The sequence below is a fragment of the Vibrio owensii genome, from assembly GCF_002021755.1.
Lineage (GTDB): Bacteria > Pseudomonadota > Gammaproteobacteria > Enterobacterales > Vibrionaceae > Vibrio > Vibrio owensii.
This window is the reverse complement of sequence record NZ_CP019959.1, coordinates 2,900,499-2,919,876: the sequence shown is the minus strand read 5'-3', so window position 1 is coordinate 2,919,876 and position 19,378 is coordinate 2,900,499. Positions and strand designations below refer to the sequence as shown.

Annotated in this window: 15 protein-coding genes and 1 tRNA gene; 8 read left to right on the top strand and 8 right to left on the bottom strand. The window is 44.5% G+C overall.

The window, feature by feature from the left end; all coding sequences use genetic code 11:
* Positions 1-153 precede the first annotated feature (153 nt).
* Complete coding sequence (locus tag A9237_RS13455) at positions 154-657, top strand: VC2046/SO_2500 family protein (protein WP_078608357.1); 504 nt, start codon at positions 154-156, stop codon at positions 655-657.
* A gap of 134 nt (positions 658-791) precedes the next feature.
* Positions 792-1,535, top strand: coding sequence for an SDR family oxidoreductase (locus A9237_RS13450; protein WP_020196362.1), 744 nt, complete (start codon positions 792-794; stop codon positions 1,533-1,535).
* Between the two features lie 146 nt (positions 1,536-1,681).
* Here A9237_RS13450 and adhE read toward each other — a convergent pair whose 3' ends face one another.
* On the bottom strand, positions 1,682-4,381 hold the full coding sequence (gene adhE, locus A9237_RS13445) for a bifunctional acetaldehyde-CoA/alcohol dehydrogenase (protein WP_005439701.1): 2,700 nt from the start codon (positions 4,379-4,381) through the stop codon (positions 1,682-1,684).
* Between the two features lie 651 nt (positions 4,382-5,032).
* On the opposite strand from adhE, the gene A9237_RS13440 reads away from it, so the two are divergent.
* Complete coding sequence (locus A9237_RS13440) at positions 5,033-5,671, top strand: YchE family NAAT transporter (protein WP_005439704.1); 639 nt, start codon at positions 5,033-5,035, stop codon at positions 5,669-5,671.
* A 62-nt stretch (positions 5,672-5,733) separates the two neighbouring features.
* Entirely contained in the window at positions 5,734-6,582 is an 849-nt protein-coding gene (locus tag A9237_RS13435; RefSeq protein WP_005439706.1) for an ion transporter, read from the top strand.
* A 279-nt stretch (positions 6,583-6,861) separates the two neighbouring features.
* On the opposite strand, the gene A9237_RS13430 is transcribed toward A9237_RS13435, so the two are convergent.
* Positions 6,862-7,389, bottom strand: coding sequence for a type II secretion system protein (locus A9237_RS13430; RefSeq protein WP_045453606.1), 528 nt, complete (start codon positions 7,387-7,389; stop codon positions 6,862-6,864).
* Between the two features lie 126 nt (positions 7,390-7,515).
* Positions 7,516-8,631: an aspartate-semialdehyde dehydrogenase gene (asd, locus tag A9237_RS13425; protein WP_009707295.1), complete on the bottom strand. Its 1,116-nt coding sequence runs from the start codon at positions 8,629-8,631 to the stop codon at positions 7,516-7,518.
* Between the two features lie 437 nt (positions 8,632-9,068).
* Here asd and nhaC point away from each other — a divergent pair, with 437 nt between their 5' ends.
* On the top strand, positions 9,069-10,505 hold the full coding sequence (gene nhaC / locus A9237_RS13420) for a Na+/H+ antiporter NhaC (RefSeq protein WP_005439709.1): 1,437 nt from the start codon (positions 9,069-9,071) through the stop codon (positions 10,503-10,505).
* A gap of 97 nt (positions 10,506-10,602) precedes the next feature.
* On the opposite strand, the gene A9237_RS13415 is transcribed toward nhaC, so the two are convergent.
* The 3 genes from A9237_RS13415 to yejK form a co-directional block, all read right to left on the bottom strand.
* Positions 10,603-11,766 carry a hypothetical protein gene (locus A9237_RS13415; RefSeq protein WP_009707297.1) on the bottom strand — a complete coding sequence of 388 codons (1,164 nt, stop codon included), beginning with the start codon at positions 11,764-11,766 and terminating at the stop codon, positions 10,603-10,605.
* 112 nt (positions 11,767-11,878) lie between these two features.
* A complete protein-coding gene (locus A9237_RS13410) occupies positions 11,879-13,237 on the bottom strand; it encodes an Hpt domain-containing protein (RefSeq protein WP_078608356.1) in 1,359 nt (452 codons plus the stop codon).
* Between the two features lie 110 nt (positions 13,238-13,347).
* On the bottom strand, positions 13,348-14,346 hold the full coding sequence (gene yejK, locus A9237_RS13405) for a nucleoid-associated protein YejK (protein WP_005432897.1): 999 nt from the start codon (positions 14,344-14,346) through the stop codon (positions 13,348-13,350).
* 85 nt (positions 14,347-14,431) lie between these two features.
* Here yejK and A9237_RS13400 point away from each other — a divergent pair, with 85 nt between their 5' ends.
* The 3 genes from A9237_RS13400 to A9237_RS13390 all read left to right on the top strand — a co-directional run bounded on the left by A9237_RS13400 (position 14,432) and on the right by A9237_RS13390 (position 16,720).
* A complete protein-coding gene (locus A9237_RS13400; protein ID WP_009707299.1) occupies positions 14,432-14,659 on the top strand; it encodes a YejL family protein in 228 nt (75 codons plus the stop codon).
* 22 nt (positions 14,660-14,681) lie between these two features.
* A complete protein-coding gene (locus tag A9237_RS13395; protein ID WP_078608355.1) occupies positions 14,682-16,490 on the top strand; it encodes a DUF3413 domain-containing protein in 1,809 nt (602 codons plus the stop codon).
* A gap of 139 nt (positions 16,491-16,629) precedes the next feature.
* A tRNA-Ser gene (locus tag A9237_RS13390) sits at positions 16,630-16,720 on the top strand.
* Positions 16,721-16,962: 242 nt separating this feature from the next.
* Here the strand turns inward: A9237_RS13390 and A9237_RS13385 are convergent.
* Both A9237_RS13385 and A9237_RS13380 read right to left on the bottom strand, forming a co-directional pair.
* On the bottom strand, positions 16,963-17,958 hold the full coding sequence (locus A9237_RS13385; RefSeq protein ID WP_078608354.1) for a M48 family metallopeptidase: 996 nt from the start codon (positions 17,956-17,958) through the stop codon (positions 16,963-16,965).
* Positions 17,958-19,133, bottom strand: a complete 1,176-nt coding sequence (locus A9237_RS13380) for a YjgN family protein (protein WP_078608353.1) — start codon at positions 19,131-19,133, stop codon at positions 17,958-17,960. Before A9237_RS13380 ends, A9237_RS13385 begins: the two co-directional genes overlap by 1 nt.
* Positions 19,134-19,378 lie beyond the last annotated feature (245 nt).

The following is a 19,378-nucleotide window of genomic DNA, read 5'->3' as shown; positions in this document are numbered from 1 at the left end:
ACTTCCCCCTAAGTTCAATTTAGTCATATTTAAAAGCTCGCATTATCGCGGGCTTTTTTATTGCTCCTAAAACCAGTTTATTCAATTAATCCCCTCTTTTTCCTAAAGTTCTTTCCGTTGTTGCCGTTAAAAGTGCATCAAGCGAGGAACATCATGCAAATCCATACTTTAGACAAAGCAGCAATCATCAACGAACTTCAGTTCGGGAATGGTATTAACCATGCCGTACACGAAGGTCGTCGCGCTGATTTCTCGCTGATTCTGTCTATGTTCTCGAATGATGTTCGCGATGTGGTTCCGGTTGAAGAAGTCCAAGAAGTACTCACGAGTGATGACATTCTTCGCCAACAGTTCGGTTTATCTCAACCTCAAGCACTTCGTTCTGATAGCAGCAGCTACGAACTTGCAGCTGAGCAAGCAAAACAGTTCCATGATGCAGGACTGCCCTCCGCAAAACTGAGCCACTACTTAAAACCAGATGCGCTGGCTTACCTTCCTGAAGATACTTTCAATCTACCAGAAGAGGTTTACCACAACCTATCTGGTCATGAACGCCGTAGCTTGGGCGAGCGCAACAAGCAATTGATTCCTGAAGCTGGGTTGTACAATCAACTCGTGACGGCTCAACGTCAGTACCAAATTCAAACGCAAGCTTAGAGATCAGCTTTTTCTCCAACGGCTTACATTCTCGACACGTCAGAAATGTGACGCCTTACAAATTCCAAAACAATTGTTGTTGCTCGAAAGCGTTAGTTTGAAGCTTTTCACACTGAGCTCAAATAAATTCGTCCATGCTATTAGCACAAACCACTGATGTATTCTTTAACACAAGAAATTACAGTGAAGGTGCTATGGATATCAAAGAATCAATCATTCTCGTCACGTCTGCAGGCTCCGTCTTAGGCAGAACTTGCTCTAACCACTTCGCCCATCTTGGTGCGACGTTGGTGCTCTGTGACCAGAACCCTAGTGCCTTAAAGGCAAGCTACGAACAAATCAGTGCCTTCTCCGACAAGGTCTATGCGATGAATGTGTGCAGTGACAACACCACATCCATTAATCTGTTGTTTGACCAAATCGAATCACAATTAGGGGCGACTCCAGACGTTATCGTAAATTGCTGGACGAGCTCACCAATGCCGAGCTTAATGGCACCAGAGCCAATGAGCACCTATATCGACCACCTTTCCTCGGCGGCACGATTCCTCTATACCTATGGCCAAGTAAGTGCAGAGCGCTTCCGCTCAAGAGAAAAGAAAGGCGTTATCGTCAACGTTATCTCACACGATAATCATGAAGATCTGACGGGCGTAGAAAGCATGGCGGCTTTGGTATCCGGTTTTACTCATAGTTGGGCAAAAGAACTGACACCATTCAATATTCGCGTTGGCGGTGTAATCCCTTCAGTTAATCACACCAGTGAAGATCTAGACGAAAGGCACTGGGCACAGATCCAAGATGAACTAGTTAGAAACACGGCCTACATTGTTGCTAATGAGTACTTCAGCGGCCGCGTCGTCACTACTGAAGTCTAATCCTCCCTCGACCTAAGACCACCTTTCGTCCATAAAGCGGACAAATTAAGAAAGAAAAAAAGCCCCAGTCTCTCGACTGGGGCCTTGCTTTTTCCCGATTGTAGGTTTCGTGCTAGCGAAAACCTATCTCATAACTAACGTGTTACTTATGCGTTAGTTTTTTCTTTCTTTGCTTTCGCTGCTGGCTTAGCTACTTGGTCTGCTTTCTTCTTGATTACAGTAGTACCTTCGAAAGTTTCACCTTCAACGAATGCTTTACCGTAGTAAGAAGCCATTAGCACTTCTTTCAGCTCAGTGATTAGAGGGTAACGTGGGTTAGCACCTGTACACTGGTCATCGAACGCTTCAACAGCTAGCTCGTCTAGTTTGGCTACGAAGTCAGCTTCAGAAACACCTGCAGCTTGGATAGACATTGGGATGTCTAGGTCGCCTTTCAGCTCGTCCAACCATGCTAGTAGACGTTCAATCTTCTGAGCAGTACGGTCACCTTCTTGGCTTAGGCCTAGGTGGTCAGCAACTTCAGCGTAACGACGACGTGCTTGTGGACGGTCGTATTGAGAGAACGCAGTTTGTTTAGTTGGGTTGTCGTTCGCGTTGTAACGTACAACGTTCGAGATTAGTAGTGCGTTCGCTAGACCGTGAGGTAGGTGGAACTCAGCACCAATCTTGTGCGCCATAGAGTGACAAACACCTAGGAATGCGTTCGCAAATGCGATACCAGCGATAGTTGCCGCGTTGTGTACTTTCTCACGAGCGATTGGGTCGTTTGCACCGTTCGCGTAGCTTGAAGGTAGGTACTCTTTAAGCATCTTAAGTGCTTGTAGAGCTTGACCGTCTGAGTACTCGTTCGCAAGAACAGATACGTAAGCTTCTAGAGCGTGAGTTACTGCATCGTAACCACCGAATGCTGTTAGAGACTTAGGCATGTTCATTACTAGGTTAGCATCGACGATAGCCATGTTTGGCGTGATTTCGTAGTCAGCTAGTGGGTACTTAGCACCAGTCTTGTCGTCTGTAACAACAGCGAATGGAGTAACTTCTGAACCAGTACCTGAAGTTGTAGTGATACATACAAGCTCAGCTTTCTTACCCATTTTAGGGAACTTGTAGATACGTTTACGGATGTCCATAAAGCGCATTGCTAGTTCCGCGAAGTGAGTTTCTGGGTGCTCGTACATTACCCACATAATCTTCGCAGCATCCATTGGTGAACCACCACCTAGAGCTAGGATTACGTCAGGTTGGAAGCTCTTCATTGCTTCTGCACCTTTCTCAACAACAGATAGTGTTGGATCCGCTTCTACGTCGAAGAATGTTTGAACTTCGATGCCTTGCTCTTTAAGCAGTTTAACTACTTCGTCAGCGTAACCGTTGTTGAATAGGAAACGGTCAGTTACTAGGAATGCGCGTTTCTTACCTTCTAGGTCGCTCATTGCGATTGGAAGGCTACCACGACGGAAGTAGATAGACTTAGGTAGTTTGTGCCACAACATGTTTTCAGCTCGCTTAGCTACAGTTTTCTTGTTGATAAGGTGCTTAGGACCTACGTTCTCAGAGATAGAGTTACCACCCCAAGAACCACAACCTAGAGTTAGAGAAGGTGCTACGTTGAAGTTGTAAAGGTCACCGATACCACCGTGAGTAGTCGGGATGTTTACAAGGATACGTGCAGTCTTCATCTTGTCACCGAAGTAACGGATGCGGTCTGCGTTAACGTCTTGGTTAGTGTAAAGACCAGATGTGTGACCGATACCACCGATTTCAACCATTGTTACCGCTTGAGCAACTGCGTCTTCGAAGTCGTCAGCACGGAATAGACCTAGAGTTGGAGATAGTTTCTCGTGAGCAAACTCATCATCGTAAGAAACTTTACCTAGACCTTCACCTACAAGTACTTTTGTATCAGCAGGAACTTTAACACCAGCCATTTCAGCGATTGCTGGAGCAGGTTGACCTACGATTTTCGCGTTTAGTGCGCCATCGATAAGAAGTACTTTACGTACTTTATCAGCGTCAGCTTTAGATAGAACGTGAGCTTTGTGAGAAGCGAAACGCTCTTTCACTTCGTCGTATACTTCACCAACTACGATTGCAGCTTGCTCAGAAGCACATACTACGCCGTTATCGAAAGTCTTAGACATAAGGATAGAAGCAACAGCACGTTTGATGTCAGCTGTTTCATCGATAACTACAGGAACGTTACCTGCACCTACACCGATTGCTGGCTTACCAGAAGAGTAAGCTGCTTTAACCATGCCTGGACCACCAGTTGCAAGGATAAGAGCGATGCCGTCGTGCTTCATAAGAGCGTTAGAAAGCTCTACAGATGGTTGGTCGATCCAACCGATGATGTCTTTTGGAGCACCCGCTGCTACTGCTGCGTCTAGAACTAGTTTAGCTGCATCGTTAGTAGAGTTCTTCGCACGTGGGTGTGGCGAGAAGATGATGCCGTTACGAGTTTTTAGAGAAATTAGAGATTTGAAGATTGCAGTAGAAGTTGGGTTAGTCGTTGGAACGATACCACAGATGATACCTACAGGCTCTGCGATAGTCATCGTGCCTAGGTTGTCATCTTCTTCCAAGATGCCACATGTTTTTTCGTCTTTGTATTTGTTGTAGATGAATTCTGAAGCGAAGTGGTTTTTGATTACCTTATCTTCAACAATACCCATTCCAGATTCAGCAACTGCTTGTTGTGCTAGTGGAATACGAGCATGGTTAGCTGCAAGAGAAGCTGCGCGGAAGATTGCATCTACTTTCTCTTGAGAAAATGTTGCGAACTCTTCTTGTGCTGCTTTAACGCGTGCTACTAGAGCATCTAGTTCAGCTAAGTTAGTTACAGGCATGGTGGATCTCCTAAAATAATAAATATTAAAAACTTTTTAGTAAGGCTATTGTCTTTCGTTTCTACTGTTTATCAGCGACTTAACTAACAACCATCTTAGTAAATTGCTTTCAGGGCTGAGTATAATATTTCAGAGTGTGAAAAAAATTGACTTGGATCAGTTCTCACAACTGAAATACCCCCAAAGTAGTGGTTTACCACAACAAAACGACTTAAACCATTGATAAACAAATAAATTAAACTTCATTTTTAATTGAGCAAAAAAGAAGCAAACGAACTGAAAACTAAAAGAAACAACAATAATCTGTAAAAAAGTTTCATTTTTAGCCAACAAAATTACATGTGGACCCTAATTTTTGTGCTACTGAGAGTATATCGAATGCGTCATATCTCTCTACAAACCACCTTTCTTTTTGTGAAAAATGTGCGAATGTTAACGTTTGTGTAAAACAGTTCAGGTTACCACCAATCTTCTACGTAACAATTCGTTTCCAGATTGCATACATTTTCTTCAATAATTAGTTTTTCTCACAAATACTAGGCCAAATACGTTAGTTTTTTTCATTTCTTCCGACCGCACTTTTGCCTTACATTACCGCCTAAAATCACCCCCTCTCTTTTTCACTATTGTGAACGTTTACGAGTAAGCAACATGCAGACTTTAGAGTTAGCTATTTTCCTACAGTTTTTCTTAGGTTTGGTCGCAGCAGTGAACCCTGTTGGTATCATGCCTGTGTTCGTATCACTGACCGGTCATATGACACCAGAAGAGAAAAGCAAAACCGCCACGACAGCCAATGTTGCGGTTGCGGTCATTTTGATCATTTCTCTTTTTGCTGGTCAGTTGTTGCTAGATATGTTCAGCATTTCTCTGGATTCTTTCCGTGTTGCTGGCGGCTTGCTACTTCTTAGTATCGCGTTCTCGATGATGAGCGGTAAGTTGGGTGAAGATAAGCAGAACAAGCAAGAGAAATCAGAATACGTTAGCCGTGAACAAATCGGCGTAGTACCACTGGCGATGCCATTAATGGCAGGCCCAGGTGCAATCAGTTCAACCATCGTTTATGGTGCACGCTACCCAAGCGCACTTGATACCGTTGGTATTAGTGTCACCATCATGCTGTTCTGTTTCTGCTCTTGGTTGCTATTCCGCTCTGCGCCTCTGATCGTACGCTTCCTTGGCCAGACAGGTATCAACGTGATCACGCGTATTATGGGCCTGATCCTTGGCGCATTAGGTATTGAGTTCATTGCTAACGGCCTGAGAAACCTATTCCCTGGTTTAGCCTAACTTTCCCAACTTCTGGTATGATGTTGTAATCCGTTTCATTTTAACGCTGACAGTGCAACATCATGCCTCGCAAGTCTCTTAAGCATCATTTATACGTCATCATCTTCGGCACGCACACTCGTGCTGGGCGCATTTTCGATATCGCGCTGATTATTGCGATCATCACTTCTCTTGTGGTTCTCATCTTAGAGTCCTTACCATCTGTGATGACGGAATGGTCACGAGAACTGCGTTATATTGAATACACTTTTACTGCCCTATTCACAGTTGAGTACTTATTAAGGCTTTACTGTTCTCCCAAGCCTAAGTCTTACGCCACCAGCTTTTATGGTGTGGTCGATTTGTTGGCTATTTTGCCAACGTATCTGGCTATCTTCTTCCCTGGCGCATCGTTTATGGGTGTCGTGCGATTGCTGCGTGTCATGCGCATCTTCCGAATCCTAAAACTTGTACGCTACCTCCAAGATTCCAACATCTTGTTGCGCTCTCTGCTAATGGCGAGGCGTAAGATTCTTATCTTCTTTAGTACTGTAGGTATTCTGGTCACCATTTTCGGTGCGCTGATCTTCGTTATTGAAGGCCCACATAATGGCTTTACGAGTATTCCGAAAAGCATCTACTGGGCGATTGTGACGATCACTACCGTAGGCTACGGTGACATGGTGCCGCAAACACATCTCGGGAAAGCCATCGCGTCATTAACCATGTTGCTTGGTTATTCGATACTGGCGGTTCCCACTGGCATTATTACCGCAGAATTGAGTAATGAGATGAATGCACATAAAGAACTGGTGAAATGCCCGAACTGTAACCGCTCCGGCCATGATTCTGATGCGATGCATTGTAAGCATTGTGGTAGTGAGTTAGCGGATCCTGATAATCGCGTCGTGAGTGCAGACGAAGAGGATTAAAATCGGGAATCGGGAATCGGGAATCGGGAATCGGGAATCGGGAATCGGGAATCGGCGATATTTTGTCTTTCTGGGGATAGATTCTGCAACGCGTTTTAGAATGTAGTTTCTTTCACTTGCCTTCCAACGTAGCGCTTCCGGGTTATTGGAGCGCTGCATTCTGAACGCCCTTGTATTCTAACTCCACGATCAAAAAAGCCGATGACTTCACATCGGCTTCTACATAACTTTTGGCTCTAAAGAAACAAACATTTCCTGTGGGTAAGGTCTATTCTCGACTTAACAACCGTCAGTGAACACTTCCACCTTGTATTCATCACCCGGCTCCATTGCCGCGGTGTACTTCACGTAGCATTGCGTATCTTCAATCGCTTTGTTGTACGCGCTTTCGTCATCAGGATCAGCGTCAATATATTCCGATCGAGTCACGATCCAAGTATCAGGATTACTTACTGATCCATGGTTATGCGCCCCCCATACCCACTCTTTTGTTAGATCGTGATATCCAGACTCGATATCTAGGAAGTTTTCCATCCCTCCTTTTTGAACAGCCGGATAACCATATTGGACGGAACCGTAACCTTCAACACTGTAAGACTCTTCATGTTCCATTCCTTCTACAGCGGTTTTGCCAAAAGCCATCTCTGCAGCATTATGAACGGAGCCACCTAGTCCCTTGATGACAGCTTCTCTAGCATCATGTTGAAGATTTAAAAACTTAGGTGCGGCAACAACGGCTAGAATGCCGAGAATTACGATGACAACCACTAACTCTATGAGAGTAAAACCTTTTGTATTCTGTTTCATTACCGCACTCCAATTGATTAAATTCGCGGCAACGTTATGCAACAAAAGTCAGCTTACTGTCATTGAAATATCAAAAAAGCGCCCAGTTGGGCGCTTTCAAAATAGACATCTCAGAGTTGAGACAAATTAAGCCTTCTCAGCAAGAATGATGCGTAGAGTACGACGTAGTGGCTCTGCAGCACCCCAAAGAAGCTGATCACCGACAGTGAAAGCGTTTAGGAAGTCATCGCCCATTGCCATCTTACGTAGACGGCCTACTGGAATAGAAAGCGTACCTGTTACTTTCGCTGGAGTGAGTTCTTGAGCCGTGATGTCACGATCGTTTGGAATCACTTTAACCCAATCGTTATGCGTTGCGATGATTTCTTCAATCTCATCCATTGGTACATTTTGCTTGAGCTTGATAGTCAATGCTTGAGAGTGACAACGCATCGCACCGATACGCACACATGTACCATCGATTGGCACTGGCGCATCTTGGAAACCAAGGATCTTGTTCGCTTCTACACCCGCTTTCCACTCTTCTTTACTCTGACCATTGTCGCGTTTAACGTCGATCCAAGGAATCAAAGAGCCAGCTAGCGGCACACCAAACTTATCCGTTGGGAATGAAGAGCTGCGCATTGTGTCGGCAACTTTCTTATCAATGTCTAGAATAGAGCTTGCCGGATTAGCCAATTCAGAGCTTACAGAATCATTGATCACACCCATCTGAGAAATCAGTTCACGCATGTTTTGTGCACCTGCGCCAGACGCCGCTTGATACGTCATTGCACTTGTCCACTCAACCAAACCTTTCTCGAACAGGCCACCAAGACCCATGAGCATCAAGCTAACGGTACAGTTACCACCAACAAAGGTGTTAGTGCCGCCGTGAATGCCTTGCTGAATTTGCGCTAGGTTCACAGGATCTAGAGTAATGATGGAGTCTTCTGCCATACGAAGTGTCGAAGCCGCATCGATCCAGTAACCTTTCCAACCAGCTTGACGAAGTGCTGGGTAAACTTTCTCTGTGTAACCGCCACCTTGACACGTAATCACTGCATCAAGTTGTTTTAAACTGTCAATATCGAACGCATCTTGAAGTAGACCAGCTTCTTTACCTAGGTTTGGAGCCGGGATACCTATTTGAGACGTGCTGTAGAAAACTGGCTCGATCAGATCGAAGTCTTTCTCTTCGACCATGCGCTGCATCAGAACTGAACCGACCATGCCGCGCCAACCAACTAAACCTACTCTCATCGCATTAACTCTCCATGTATATTTTTGAAACTTTCTCCATAGTTCAATTTTCGCCACAAAATCTCAAGCCCTAATTTGCAAATAAACACAACTTTTTTAACGTTTGCCGCGAATTTTTATAATCCCAGTTATTTTCTTCTCTTTTCTTATTGATTAACCATCTAATTCCGCCCAGAAAACTGTGAACGTCACGCGATAAGGTCTTACCACTCAGTAAGAAAACAACAATTGCAGCACATATTTTTTACATCACAAAACATTTCAAACTATTAAACTTAAAGTTTTTTAGTTATTAATTTCACAAGCAAACGTTTATGCGGACGAAAGTCAAGATAAAGCACCAAATGTTCGAAATATAATTTTTGTTAATGTATGTTAGGCGCGATTAAAACAGGGAGCGGCCTTCCTCTATTGCTCCATGAACGACAGAGGCACATATGAAGCAAGTTACAACACGTCTTCCTAGTCTGATACAGGTATTTATCTCACTAGGTTTGTTTCTTCTTTTGGCATTTTCATTTACTGCCAAACTAGACCTTCCAATTCAGCTCGCGCTGTACATTGGCTGGTTCATTATCATGCTATTGGGCTTAAGACTCGGCCATCAATACAAAGACCTAGAAAAAGCAGCACTAAACGGTATTTCTAATGGTTTGGGCGCAGTGCTTATTCTTCTTGCTGTAGGTGCCTTAGTAGGTACTTGGATCTCTGGTGGTATCGTACCAACCATCATCTACTACGGTCTGAAAGCCATTCACCCTTCTATCTTCTTACTGGCGACCATGATCATTTGTTCTCTGACTGCATTGGCAACAGGTACATCTTGGGGTGCGGCGGGTACAGCGGGTATTGCGATGATGGGTATCGGTCAAGGTCTTGGTGTTCCAGCACCAATCACGGCGGGTGCGGTTCTATCGGGTTGTTACTTTGGTGACAAGATGTCTCCACTTTCAGATTCAGTGATCCTTGCTTCTTCTATGTCGAATGTAGAAGTGGTTGAGCACATCAAAGGTATGCTGCCTATCGCACTGATCAGCTACATCATTACTGGTATCATGTTTACCGCATTTGGCTTCCATTTCGCAGGTAAAGTGGATATGAGCCAAGTGGATTCAGTTATTCAGGCAATGGAACAACAATTTTTCATCACGCCTTATTCCTTTGTCCCAGTGATCATCGTATTGGCTCTATTGGCGATGCGCATGCCTTCTTTCCCTGTGATCAGCTTCGGTTCACTACTTGGTATTATCTGGGCAGTGATGATTCAGGATGTAGACTTCCTAACGGCATTTAATACCGCTTGGGCACCATTTGCGATTTCTTCAGGCGTGGATTTCATTGACTCGATTCTAAACCGTGGCGGCATGTCTTCTATGCTGGGCTCTGTTGCGGTGATCGTGTTCGGCCTAGGTTTTGGCGGCCTACTAGATAAGGTTGGCGTACTAGAAACGATTGCAAAACTGTTCGAACGACGTGTTCAAAGCGCAGGTTCACTGGCAACCAGCACAATTGGTACGGCCTTCATGGGTAACGTATTCGGTTCTGCGATGTACGTATCACTGATTCTTACTCCTAAGATCTGTGCGAAGAACTACGACCGCCTTGGCTACAAACGCAAGAACCTATCTCGTAACGCAGAGTTTGGTGGCACGCTGACATCCGGTATGGTGCCGTGGAGCGATAATGGTATCTACATGGCAAGCATCTTGGGTGTGGCAACATTATCGTACGCACCGTTCATGTGGCTGAGCTTCGTGTGTATCATCGTGACCATCTTCACTTCTTACATGGGCTGGTTTGTTGATAAATGCGAGCCTACGGCTCCAGCAACAGAAGAACAAACAGAAGCTGAACTAAAGCAACAAACAGCTTAAGACTTCAGCTATAGATGGAAACCTTCCATGAATAAAAAAGGACCGATGATTCGGTCCTTTTTTGTGTCTGCTATTTCGTGTTGTGACTTCTAAATAATTACGCCGATTTAGTGCTGGCTCTTACCGCAGAGCGCTTACCCAAGGCATAACCAAGTACGAGAGGAGCAAAGAAGATCACTAGGATAAACAGAATAAAGTAGATGATGGTACTCTTCACAAGCTCAATCAATTTGTCCATCGCCAGATTCACCACCTCTTGTGATACGTGGTCTAGGTCCTGAGCAAACTTCTCGCGTTCGTTTGTGATGATTTGAGCAATCTCTTGGCGCTCTCTCGCCACCATCAATTCCAAAGCCTGACGCTCATCACTCAACTGAGACAAACGCTCTTCCGTTTTTTGGTCAATGTCTTCCACTAGAGGCTGTAATTGAACGGCCATCTGCTCTGCCAAGTTACGCATGTATTCAGGGTTGTTGTCGATAAAGTCCTTCAACGACTCAGAAGTCACCTTCAAGCTGTTTAGCGCTGCGTTGACTTGTTCAATACTTGCTGAGCTATTGAGTGCCAGCAACTGCGCTTTCCAAGTCATGATCTTAGGTGTTTGTTCTGAGACCAAACTTAAACGGTCGGATACATCACCGATTGCTTCAGGCATTGTACCAAGCGTGGTAACGGCTTCTTCCTCGCTGATTTGGTTTGCTTGCAACCATGCTCGGTAAGCCGGCGTTCTGATCATGCTTAAGTCAGCAAAAGGATACTTCTCGACAAAGTCTGCCACGAATACTTGGGTCTTTTCGTACACGTCTTTCTTCAATAGCGATTTCGCTAGTTTATCGACTTCTTTTGCCAAATGTTCAGACACTTTTTTTGCTTCGCCAGTCGCAAATAGGTCTTTGCCCGCACCTTCACTGTAGAACTGGTTCATCTGGTGAGTGAACACCCACGTATCAATCAGCGCAGCCATTGGTGAAACTTGGTAAGCGGCAGCTTGAAGCCCCTCTTCCGCATTGATTTTCCAGAGCAGAATATAGGATTGGTTTACCTTATCGCTCGGCTCATAGTTTTCTTGGAGCACATCGGCGGCTTGCTCGACTTGAGCAAAGAATTGCTGAGCATATTCACGCGTCATAATACGCATGTTCAGCTCTTGTTTGGTGAGCGGTACAGTTTGGCTGTCGATTTTCACCTCTAACAGAGAACACCCTGAAAGACTTAAAACCAAACAAGCCACCATCAATGAGGACAGTCGACGGATGGACATGAAATTACCTATGGTCAAAATGTGTAGAACAGGAACAGTGACGAACCAAGGCATCAGGTTCGCGAGCGTCCCTTAAATACCTTAATCTTTTCTATTTTAAGTCAGAGGAATATCAATCCGTTAGCACTTCTCGAATGTTTTCACTATTGAGAACTCTTTCAGCAAAAAGTGTCGTTTTCTGTAACGTCTCTTCTAACTGATCCAATTTATCGTCTGAGACTTGCTCACCTTGTTTGATTAAAGATTCGATATCCCCAGAGATATAGTGTAGAGGCATTGCACCTATACTGCCCGATACCCCTTTCAAACTGTGCGCAACACGTTGGGCGTGCTCCTTATCCTTCCCTTCAGCGATAAGACCTTTGAGCTTTTCGCTGTCTTCAGCGTGATCTTGGATGAACACTTCCAATAACATGCGCACTGACTCTTCATCACCAGACAGTGAGTCGAGCATTTTCTCTATATCAATATAAGGCTCTTTGATGTCTGAATCTTCGCTCTCGGTCGCCATGTTTTGATAAGGAGGCGTTGCATCACCATCCTCTTTAGGAAGAGGAGATTCTGTCTGAACCACAGATTCTGCTTTTTCAACCATCTCGTGTTTCGTTTCTGCCACATGCGCTTTTTCCAAAACAGGAGTAGATGGAAAGGCTGGCGTCTCTTCATTCTTATTTGGCGCTAACGACTCTTTCGTCACAAGTGCTGTTTTAGAGAATAGCGCCCAAGAGATTAGCGCAAGTAAGGAACCACTTACTAACGCAAGAAAAGTGATGTAAAACGTCAGTTTTTGCTCAAGGGTACTAATCACTGAAGCGAGTTGATTTGGGAACTCGGGGTTGAGCAGTTGATTAGAGAGGTGGCTACCCTGCGCATGCGCGGCTAATACGCTTGAAGTTTGAGCTAATCGACGCTGAAATGAGGCTTGTTCTTTGGATTCAAGGTATTGTGACTCAGTAAACAGAGAATCCAACTCTTGGTATGTGTCAGCACTTGTTGCTGCGTCGCTGAACATGGCTTCCAGCACCAAAGCGCCTAGACGGTAATACATGGTGCGAAGTTGCTCTGAATTGCTGGCAGACTCGCGACTGTTGTGTAACTGATCTGCGAGAGCAACTAGCTCACTGTCGCTCCCAATAAAGGTTCTAGCACCTTCAAGAAAACGGTCTGTGGAATAAAGCAGCTGAGTTAAATCCGGCGAACCCCATCCGGCAGAATGTTCACTTTCAAGTTGTAAGCGAACAGCGTAAACAAGTTGGAGCTTAAGAGAGACTTGATCAACGTGTTGTGCACGATAAGGCAATTCGAAGTGGAAGATATTACGCACCTCGTCCACTTTGCTGCTGAGTTCATCAATGGTCGAGATCGTGCGGATAGTTTGTTGCGCTTGCAGCCAAATACCTACGGCAAATGCACACCACACAGCAAACAAAAGCCAGACAGCTCTTCTAATTCCCTCTTTGAATTGCAGCAATGCTTTTCCCTCGACTATTTCTTATTAATAACAAGCATATACCATGAAACACGCGCTGACTGTGCGCACTTCACATAAAAAAAGAGAGCATAATGCTCTCTTATTATCAATTAGTTACGGCTTAACTGATCTTTTAGGTTTGGTGGCGTGCCTTTGATCGTTAGCGTGTCTGTCTCTGGATCGTAGAAAATACGCTCGCCAAGTAACAAGCTATCAAAGCTGATATTCAAACCGCCACCAGCGCCAACGTACTTAGTTAGCTTGCGTACGGTAGAACGGTCACCAGGGAAAGATTCTTCCAACTCGTAGCCTTGCTCTTTGGTAAAGTCCATAAAGCTTGTGCCATCTTGGCTTGGTGGCAACTCACCAGACAGTTCAGAAATTTGTACTTCGTCGCCTGATTTGATTTGCTCGTTACAGTAGTTGTAAACCTGCTTTTTGTACTCGTTCGCTTCTTGCTTCTCAAGCTTAGAATCCGCACAAAAGTCTTCTACCGCTTGCATTAGCACTTGGTTTTGCTGCTTAGTATCTAGACCAACATCCGCTTGTAGGAAATCGAGGAAAAAGTCTGCTACTTTGCGACCAACGCGACCTTTGATGTAAGAAAGGTAACGATTTGACTCACGGTCTGTGTCGTAACTTGAAAGATCAATGCGCGCAGCAATGTCCATCTTAGTGATGTCTAGGTAATCCGTCGCATCAATATCCAAGCCTTCAGTCACTTTTAGACTTTGGTTCATTGGCAAGATACCAATAAACAAATAGTCAGTTGCTAAGCTTTGGTACTCAGCAAAGACTAAGATACCCTCATCAGCAAATGGGTACTTAATCAGCTCTTCTTTCAAGCGATTTGCACTAATTTGTGAGAAATCATAGAAATCTCTCTCCCCTTTGCGCATTTCTTGAAGCCAAAATTGAAATTCGCTGTCTGATTGGAAAGAGCCGAAACCTTTGCCTGCTTTCGAGTGGAATACGCGATGCAGTTCCGCGACAAGGTTTTCAGTAGAGGTATCGTTTTCTAACGACGCCGGGCGAAGTTTAACAACCAGTTCGTCCTGATCGTTTTTGCACAATTGATGCAGAATAACGTTTGAAAGATGAAGGCTCATAGTGATTTTATCTTGCTACAAGGTTTAAGTTGTTGGGCATTGTAGGTTATCATAAGCCGCTTTTACTATCATTATTAGAGTCTTTATGCCGATTACATCTAAATATACTGACGAACAAGTAGAGAAAATTCTTGCTGAAGTGGGTGCTGTACTTGATAAACACGCTGCCTCTCCTGAGTTGACGCTAATGATTGCGGGAAATATCGCAACCAATGTCTTAAATCAACAAGTTGCTGCTTCACAACGCAAAGTTATTGCTGAAAAATTTGCTCAGGCACTGATGTCTTCTCTTGAAGCGCCAAAAACACATTAATAACGGATAATAGAACAAGTACATGGTAGACAGCGGAAACTCATACGGCGAACGCGTATCTCGACTAGTAGGTTGGGGTCACTGGTTTGCATTCTTCAACATCGTTGCATCGATGTTGATAGGTACACGCTATATCGTTCAATCGCCTTGGCCAGAAACCCTTATGGGGCAATTTTATCTGGCTGTATCTTGGGTTGGTCATTTTGGCTTCCTTGTTTTCGCCCTGTACTTATTAGTTCTATTCCCCCTGACGTTTGTCCTGCCATCAAGGAAACTTTTCCGCTTGGTGGCAGTGATATTCGCAACGGTTGGTCAAACCGTTTTATTGATTGATACTCAAGCGTATCAATCCATTAATTTGCACCTGAACCCTGTGGTTTGGGAGCTGTTGTTTAGCGAAGACAAAAGCGCGATCAGCTCTGATCTCCAACACCTTTTTGTGGTGATGCCGCTTATTTTCCTGGTGCAACTTGCTCTTTCTGAGTGGGTTTGGCGCAAACAACGCAAACTTTCCCATAAACACGTTGGCCGTCCTTTAGCTGCCGTGTTCTTCTTAAGCTTTATGACCAGCCATTTGGTTTACATTTGGGCTGATGCTTACTTCTATAATCCGATTACTAGCCAACGCTCTAACTTCCCATTGTCATACCCTATGACGGCGAAGAGCTTTATGGAAAAACATGGCCTTCTTGACCGTGAAGAGTACCTAAAACGCTTAGCAGAGAACCAAGGCAACATCGATTTAGTCAGCTACCCGCTAGAGAAGCTTGAATTCAATCGTCGTGGTAACAAGTTAAACGTGCTGATGATCAGCGTGAATAACCTTCGTGCGGACGCGCTTAACCAGAACGAAATGCCGAACTTGTACAAGTTTGCGCAAGACAATCAAAACTTTACTAACCATTACAGCTCAAGCAATGACACATACGGTGCATTTGGCTTGTTCTATGGCTTACCAAGTAGTTACGCGAGCAGCATCAAAGCGCAAGGCAGTGCGCCAGTATTACTAGACGTACTAAAAGATCAGGATTACAGCTTTGGTCTATTCAGCGGTAATGGTTTTGAAGATGACTTGTATTCAGAAGTTATCTTCCGTGGCTTGAATCTGGCTAATGAGCTAGATGGCACACAAGCCCATACCGACAAGCAGTCGATTGCAGCTTGGAATACATGGTTAACTGAACAAGCGAAAAAGCCTTGGTTTAGCTACATAGAAGTTACCACTGTCGACAACTTTGAATCTGAGCCGATGGCTGCTAACGAAGAGATCCCAGCCAGCGAACGATTTAAGAAAGCTTATGAGCAGTCAGTGAAATCCGCAGATAAAACCGTTGCGGAAATTATTGCTGATTTAGAAGCAAATGAGTTACTGGCGAACACTATCGTGGTTATTACCTCGAATCACGGCAGTGAGTTTAACGAAACCAATACCAACAGTTGGGGAGCAAACAGCAACTACAGCCGTTACCAACTCCAAGTACCTATGGTGATTCACTGGCCGGGCATGCTACCAGCCGAGTTTACGCACAGTACGAGCCACTTAGATTTGTCTGTAACACTTTTACAAGACATGTTGGGTGTATCTTCAAACCCTTACGATTACAGCAGTGGCCGAAACTTATTCGATGAGAGCCGTCGCCGCTGGATTCTAGCTGGTGACACGCGTGAAATCGCACTTATCACTAGCTCACAAACAACCGTTATAGACAAATTCGGTAACTATAAGCTCTATGACGACAATTATAAGCGTTTGAGAGAATCTACACCGAAGCTCCCAGTACTAATGCAAGGGCTGACAGAACTTCAGCGCTTCTATTCAAAAAGCAATTAATTGAACAAAAGCTCTCCACTCGGAGAGCTTTTTCGTTTCTTTTCTCCACAAACAACACAAAATCGTGCAGTAAACATCCAAACGGTTCATTTTGGGGTTTACAAGATTTTCAAAGCCTTATATTATGCGCGTCAACAACGGAGAGATGGCTGAGTGGTTGAAAGCACCGGTCTTGAAAACCGGCATACGTTAATAGCGTATCTAGGGTTCAAATCCCTATCTCTCCGCCACATTTAGAAAGCTCGTTGAGAAATCAACGGGCTTTCGTCGTTTTAGTGCTTGGGAAATTACGGGATTTGTAAATCCCTAGTTGAACGCAACCCCGGCTCTCAGCCAAGTTTAGACCAAGCGTCACCGCACTCAGCCACATCCAGAAAAAGCCTGTCTAATCCTCGAAGCACTTTTCAATACGCAAGAAAAAAGCCCACTAATATTTAGTGAGCTTTAATCGTTAGGTATTCGAATGGAAAGGTTAGTTTCCTTTTGCTGCTTTAATCCTTTTATCAAGGTCTGGGTGGGTACTCAACCATTCAGGCAACTCTTCATAACTTTGGTTACGGAACAGTTCAAACATCTCAGCCATCGGCTTTGTGTCGCCATAAATCTTGAGCATCGCCTCTCTTGCAAATGCATCGGCTTGTATTTCAGCTTCTCTGGAGTAACCACTGGACAACACAAACACACTTGCGCCGGCAAGATTGTCCACGATGCCAGAGCTTTCACCAGTTAAAAGAGCGACACCAACAGAAAGGACACTCGAATACACCAACCTCTTTAGCATGTGGCGATGATGAATATGACCAAGCTCGTGAAGAATAATACTGTCCAACTGTTGCTGATTTTTAGACAACGCAACTAATTCATCGAGCAGCACAATCTTTCCACCAGGTAAGGCTAACGCATTCGCTCCTAGCTCAGAAGATCGGAAAACAATCTCTACTTGGTAAGGCAACGCCTCTAACTGTGTTAAGTGCTGCTCTACCCTGCTTCGAATGGCTTCTTGTTCGGCTTTACTCAGCTCGCTCGGTTCCCAACGGGAATCCAAACTTTCGAGTACCTTTTCGCCAAGTACAACTGAGACACTGTCAGGAATCGCGTATGCGACTTTGTCGCTCACCCAAGGTAACGCGTAATAATATCCCCCGAGCACAACCGCAATACATGCCATCGCAGACACGACCCAAGCAAGCCAGTTCGATTCAATTTTATCAACAAAGCTCGACCTTTTATTTGCCTCCAACCACCGAGACACTTCTTCAGTACGCTCGGTAACGAAAACCCAACCATTGGGCAGCTTAAATCTGACGGGTAAATTGCCGACTGGAGCAGTAATGTCCGCATGTTGCTGATCACAGCTAAAAATATTGTCAGCAACAACCAAACTCAGCGAGTTAGCTTGAGCGACATCCAATCTGGCTTGATGTCGCTCTGAGCTTTTTGGTGGAAACGCGGCTCCTTCAAACTGCATTAACCGATTCCAACACCGAGATCGAAGGCTTGTGCAACTTCATCAGAAATCGCTGATTTCACTTTTGAATCTTGGTCTGCTGCTTTCAGTTGGCTCATGTCTCCAACGACGACCGTTTTATCAGCAACATAGCGAGAAGTACGAACCATTACCCATGGTCTCGCAATACTCAAGGTCACAACTTGTAATAGGAAGTTTGAGATAATCAGCCACATGTAGCCATCAACTGTATAGGTAGACTTAAACGTAAAGTTGTTTTCTTCTTGCCCTTCTTTTTCTAGCTTCATTTGGGAGAACAAGTAGTTACGAGTTCTTGTTGCTGTGTATGCCGTCAAGCCGATGGTTAAGCCAATCATACCAAGGTACATGACAACCATTGTAATGACAGGGCTAGATTCATTCAGTGAAGCCAAGTCGCCCGTTGCTGCTTCCATTAGCCCTGAGCTCCCAACCATCACAATGACCGCTACAATCGCAAGCGCGACAGCTGTGCTAAGACCGATTGCTACGGCTTTCAGGTAGGTTTTTACAAAGAAACTGGTTTCAAGTTCGCCACTAAACTGCCAGTCACCATAACGGTAGCCATTAACAAAGTAGCGTTGAACGCCAACCACAACCCAACCATAAAGTGCAGCCATAACGACGACTGAGCAAAGCCCTAAAATAACCGACGCAGCTTGTGAAACGCTTGCAACCGCCACACAGATACCAATGAAAACCATGACTGCCAGCGCAGCACCAAAGCCTCGGCCAAGTATGGTGATGTATGCATCTTTTAGTGACGAATTAAAAGAGAAGTGAACATTGCGGTAACTCGTCATTGCAGAATCAAATCGTGCGTTGCTCCATAACAACCATGGCAGGGCGACATAAAACAGAAGTAAGAGCACAAGCGCCAGTTGGGGAATGAATGAGTTTGCGATACCCCATACCAATACAATCGCCAGCGCGACTAAACGCCCCTTTAAGATTTGCATTGGCTCGGCATGATACTCAAAGTTATCACCGTCGATGTACGTGTTACCGTAGAAGTAGCGCTTTGTTCTTACTTTGGCCCAAGCAGAGTAAATTCCAAGCGTAACGATAGAAAGTAGAACATTGACAATCCAGATGCCAAAAAACTCTCCCCCTCGCCCTTTAAAAGAGATGGTATTGGAAATGCGTTGATGGTTCATATACAGTCCGAATAGTTTATTTAATTTTATGAATTTAAAGGCATTATCCTATCTCATTCATAAATTGATAAACTTGACTGCCATAAGCAAACTAAACATCAATTATTTATAAAATACATATTAATTATGAACTCAAATTCACCGAAAAAATAATTTAATGGTCATTTCCGCGCAAATGAAAGCATCTAAAGTGATAGAAACCACCCACTCAGTGAATTTAATCGACAATGGCTCATTATCACTAA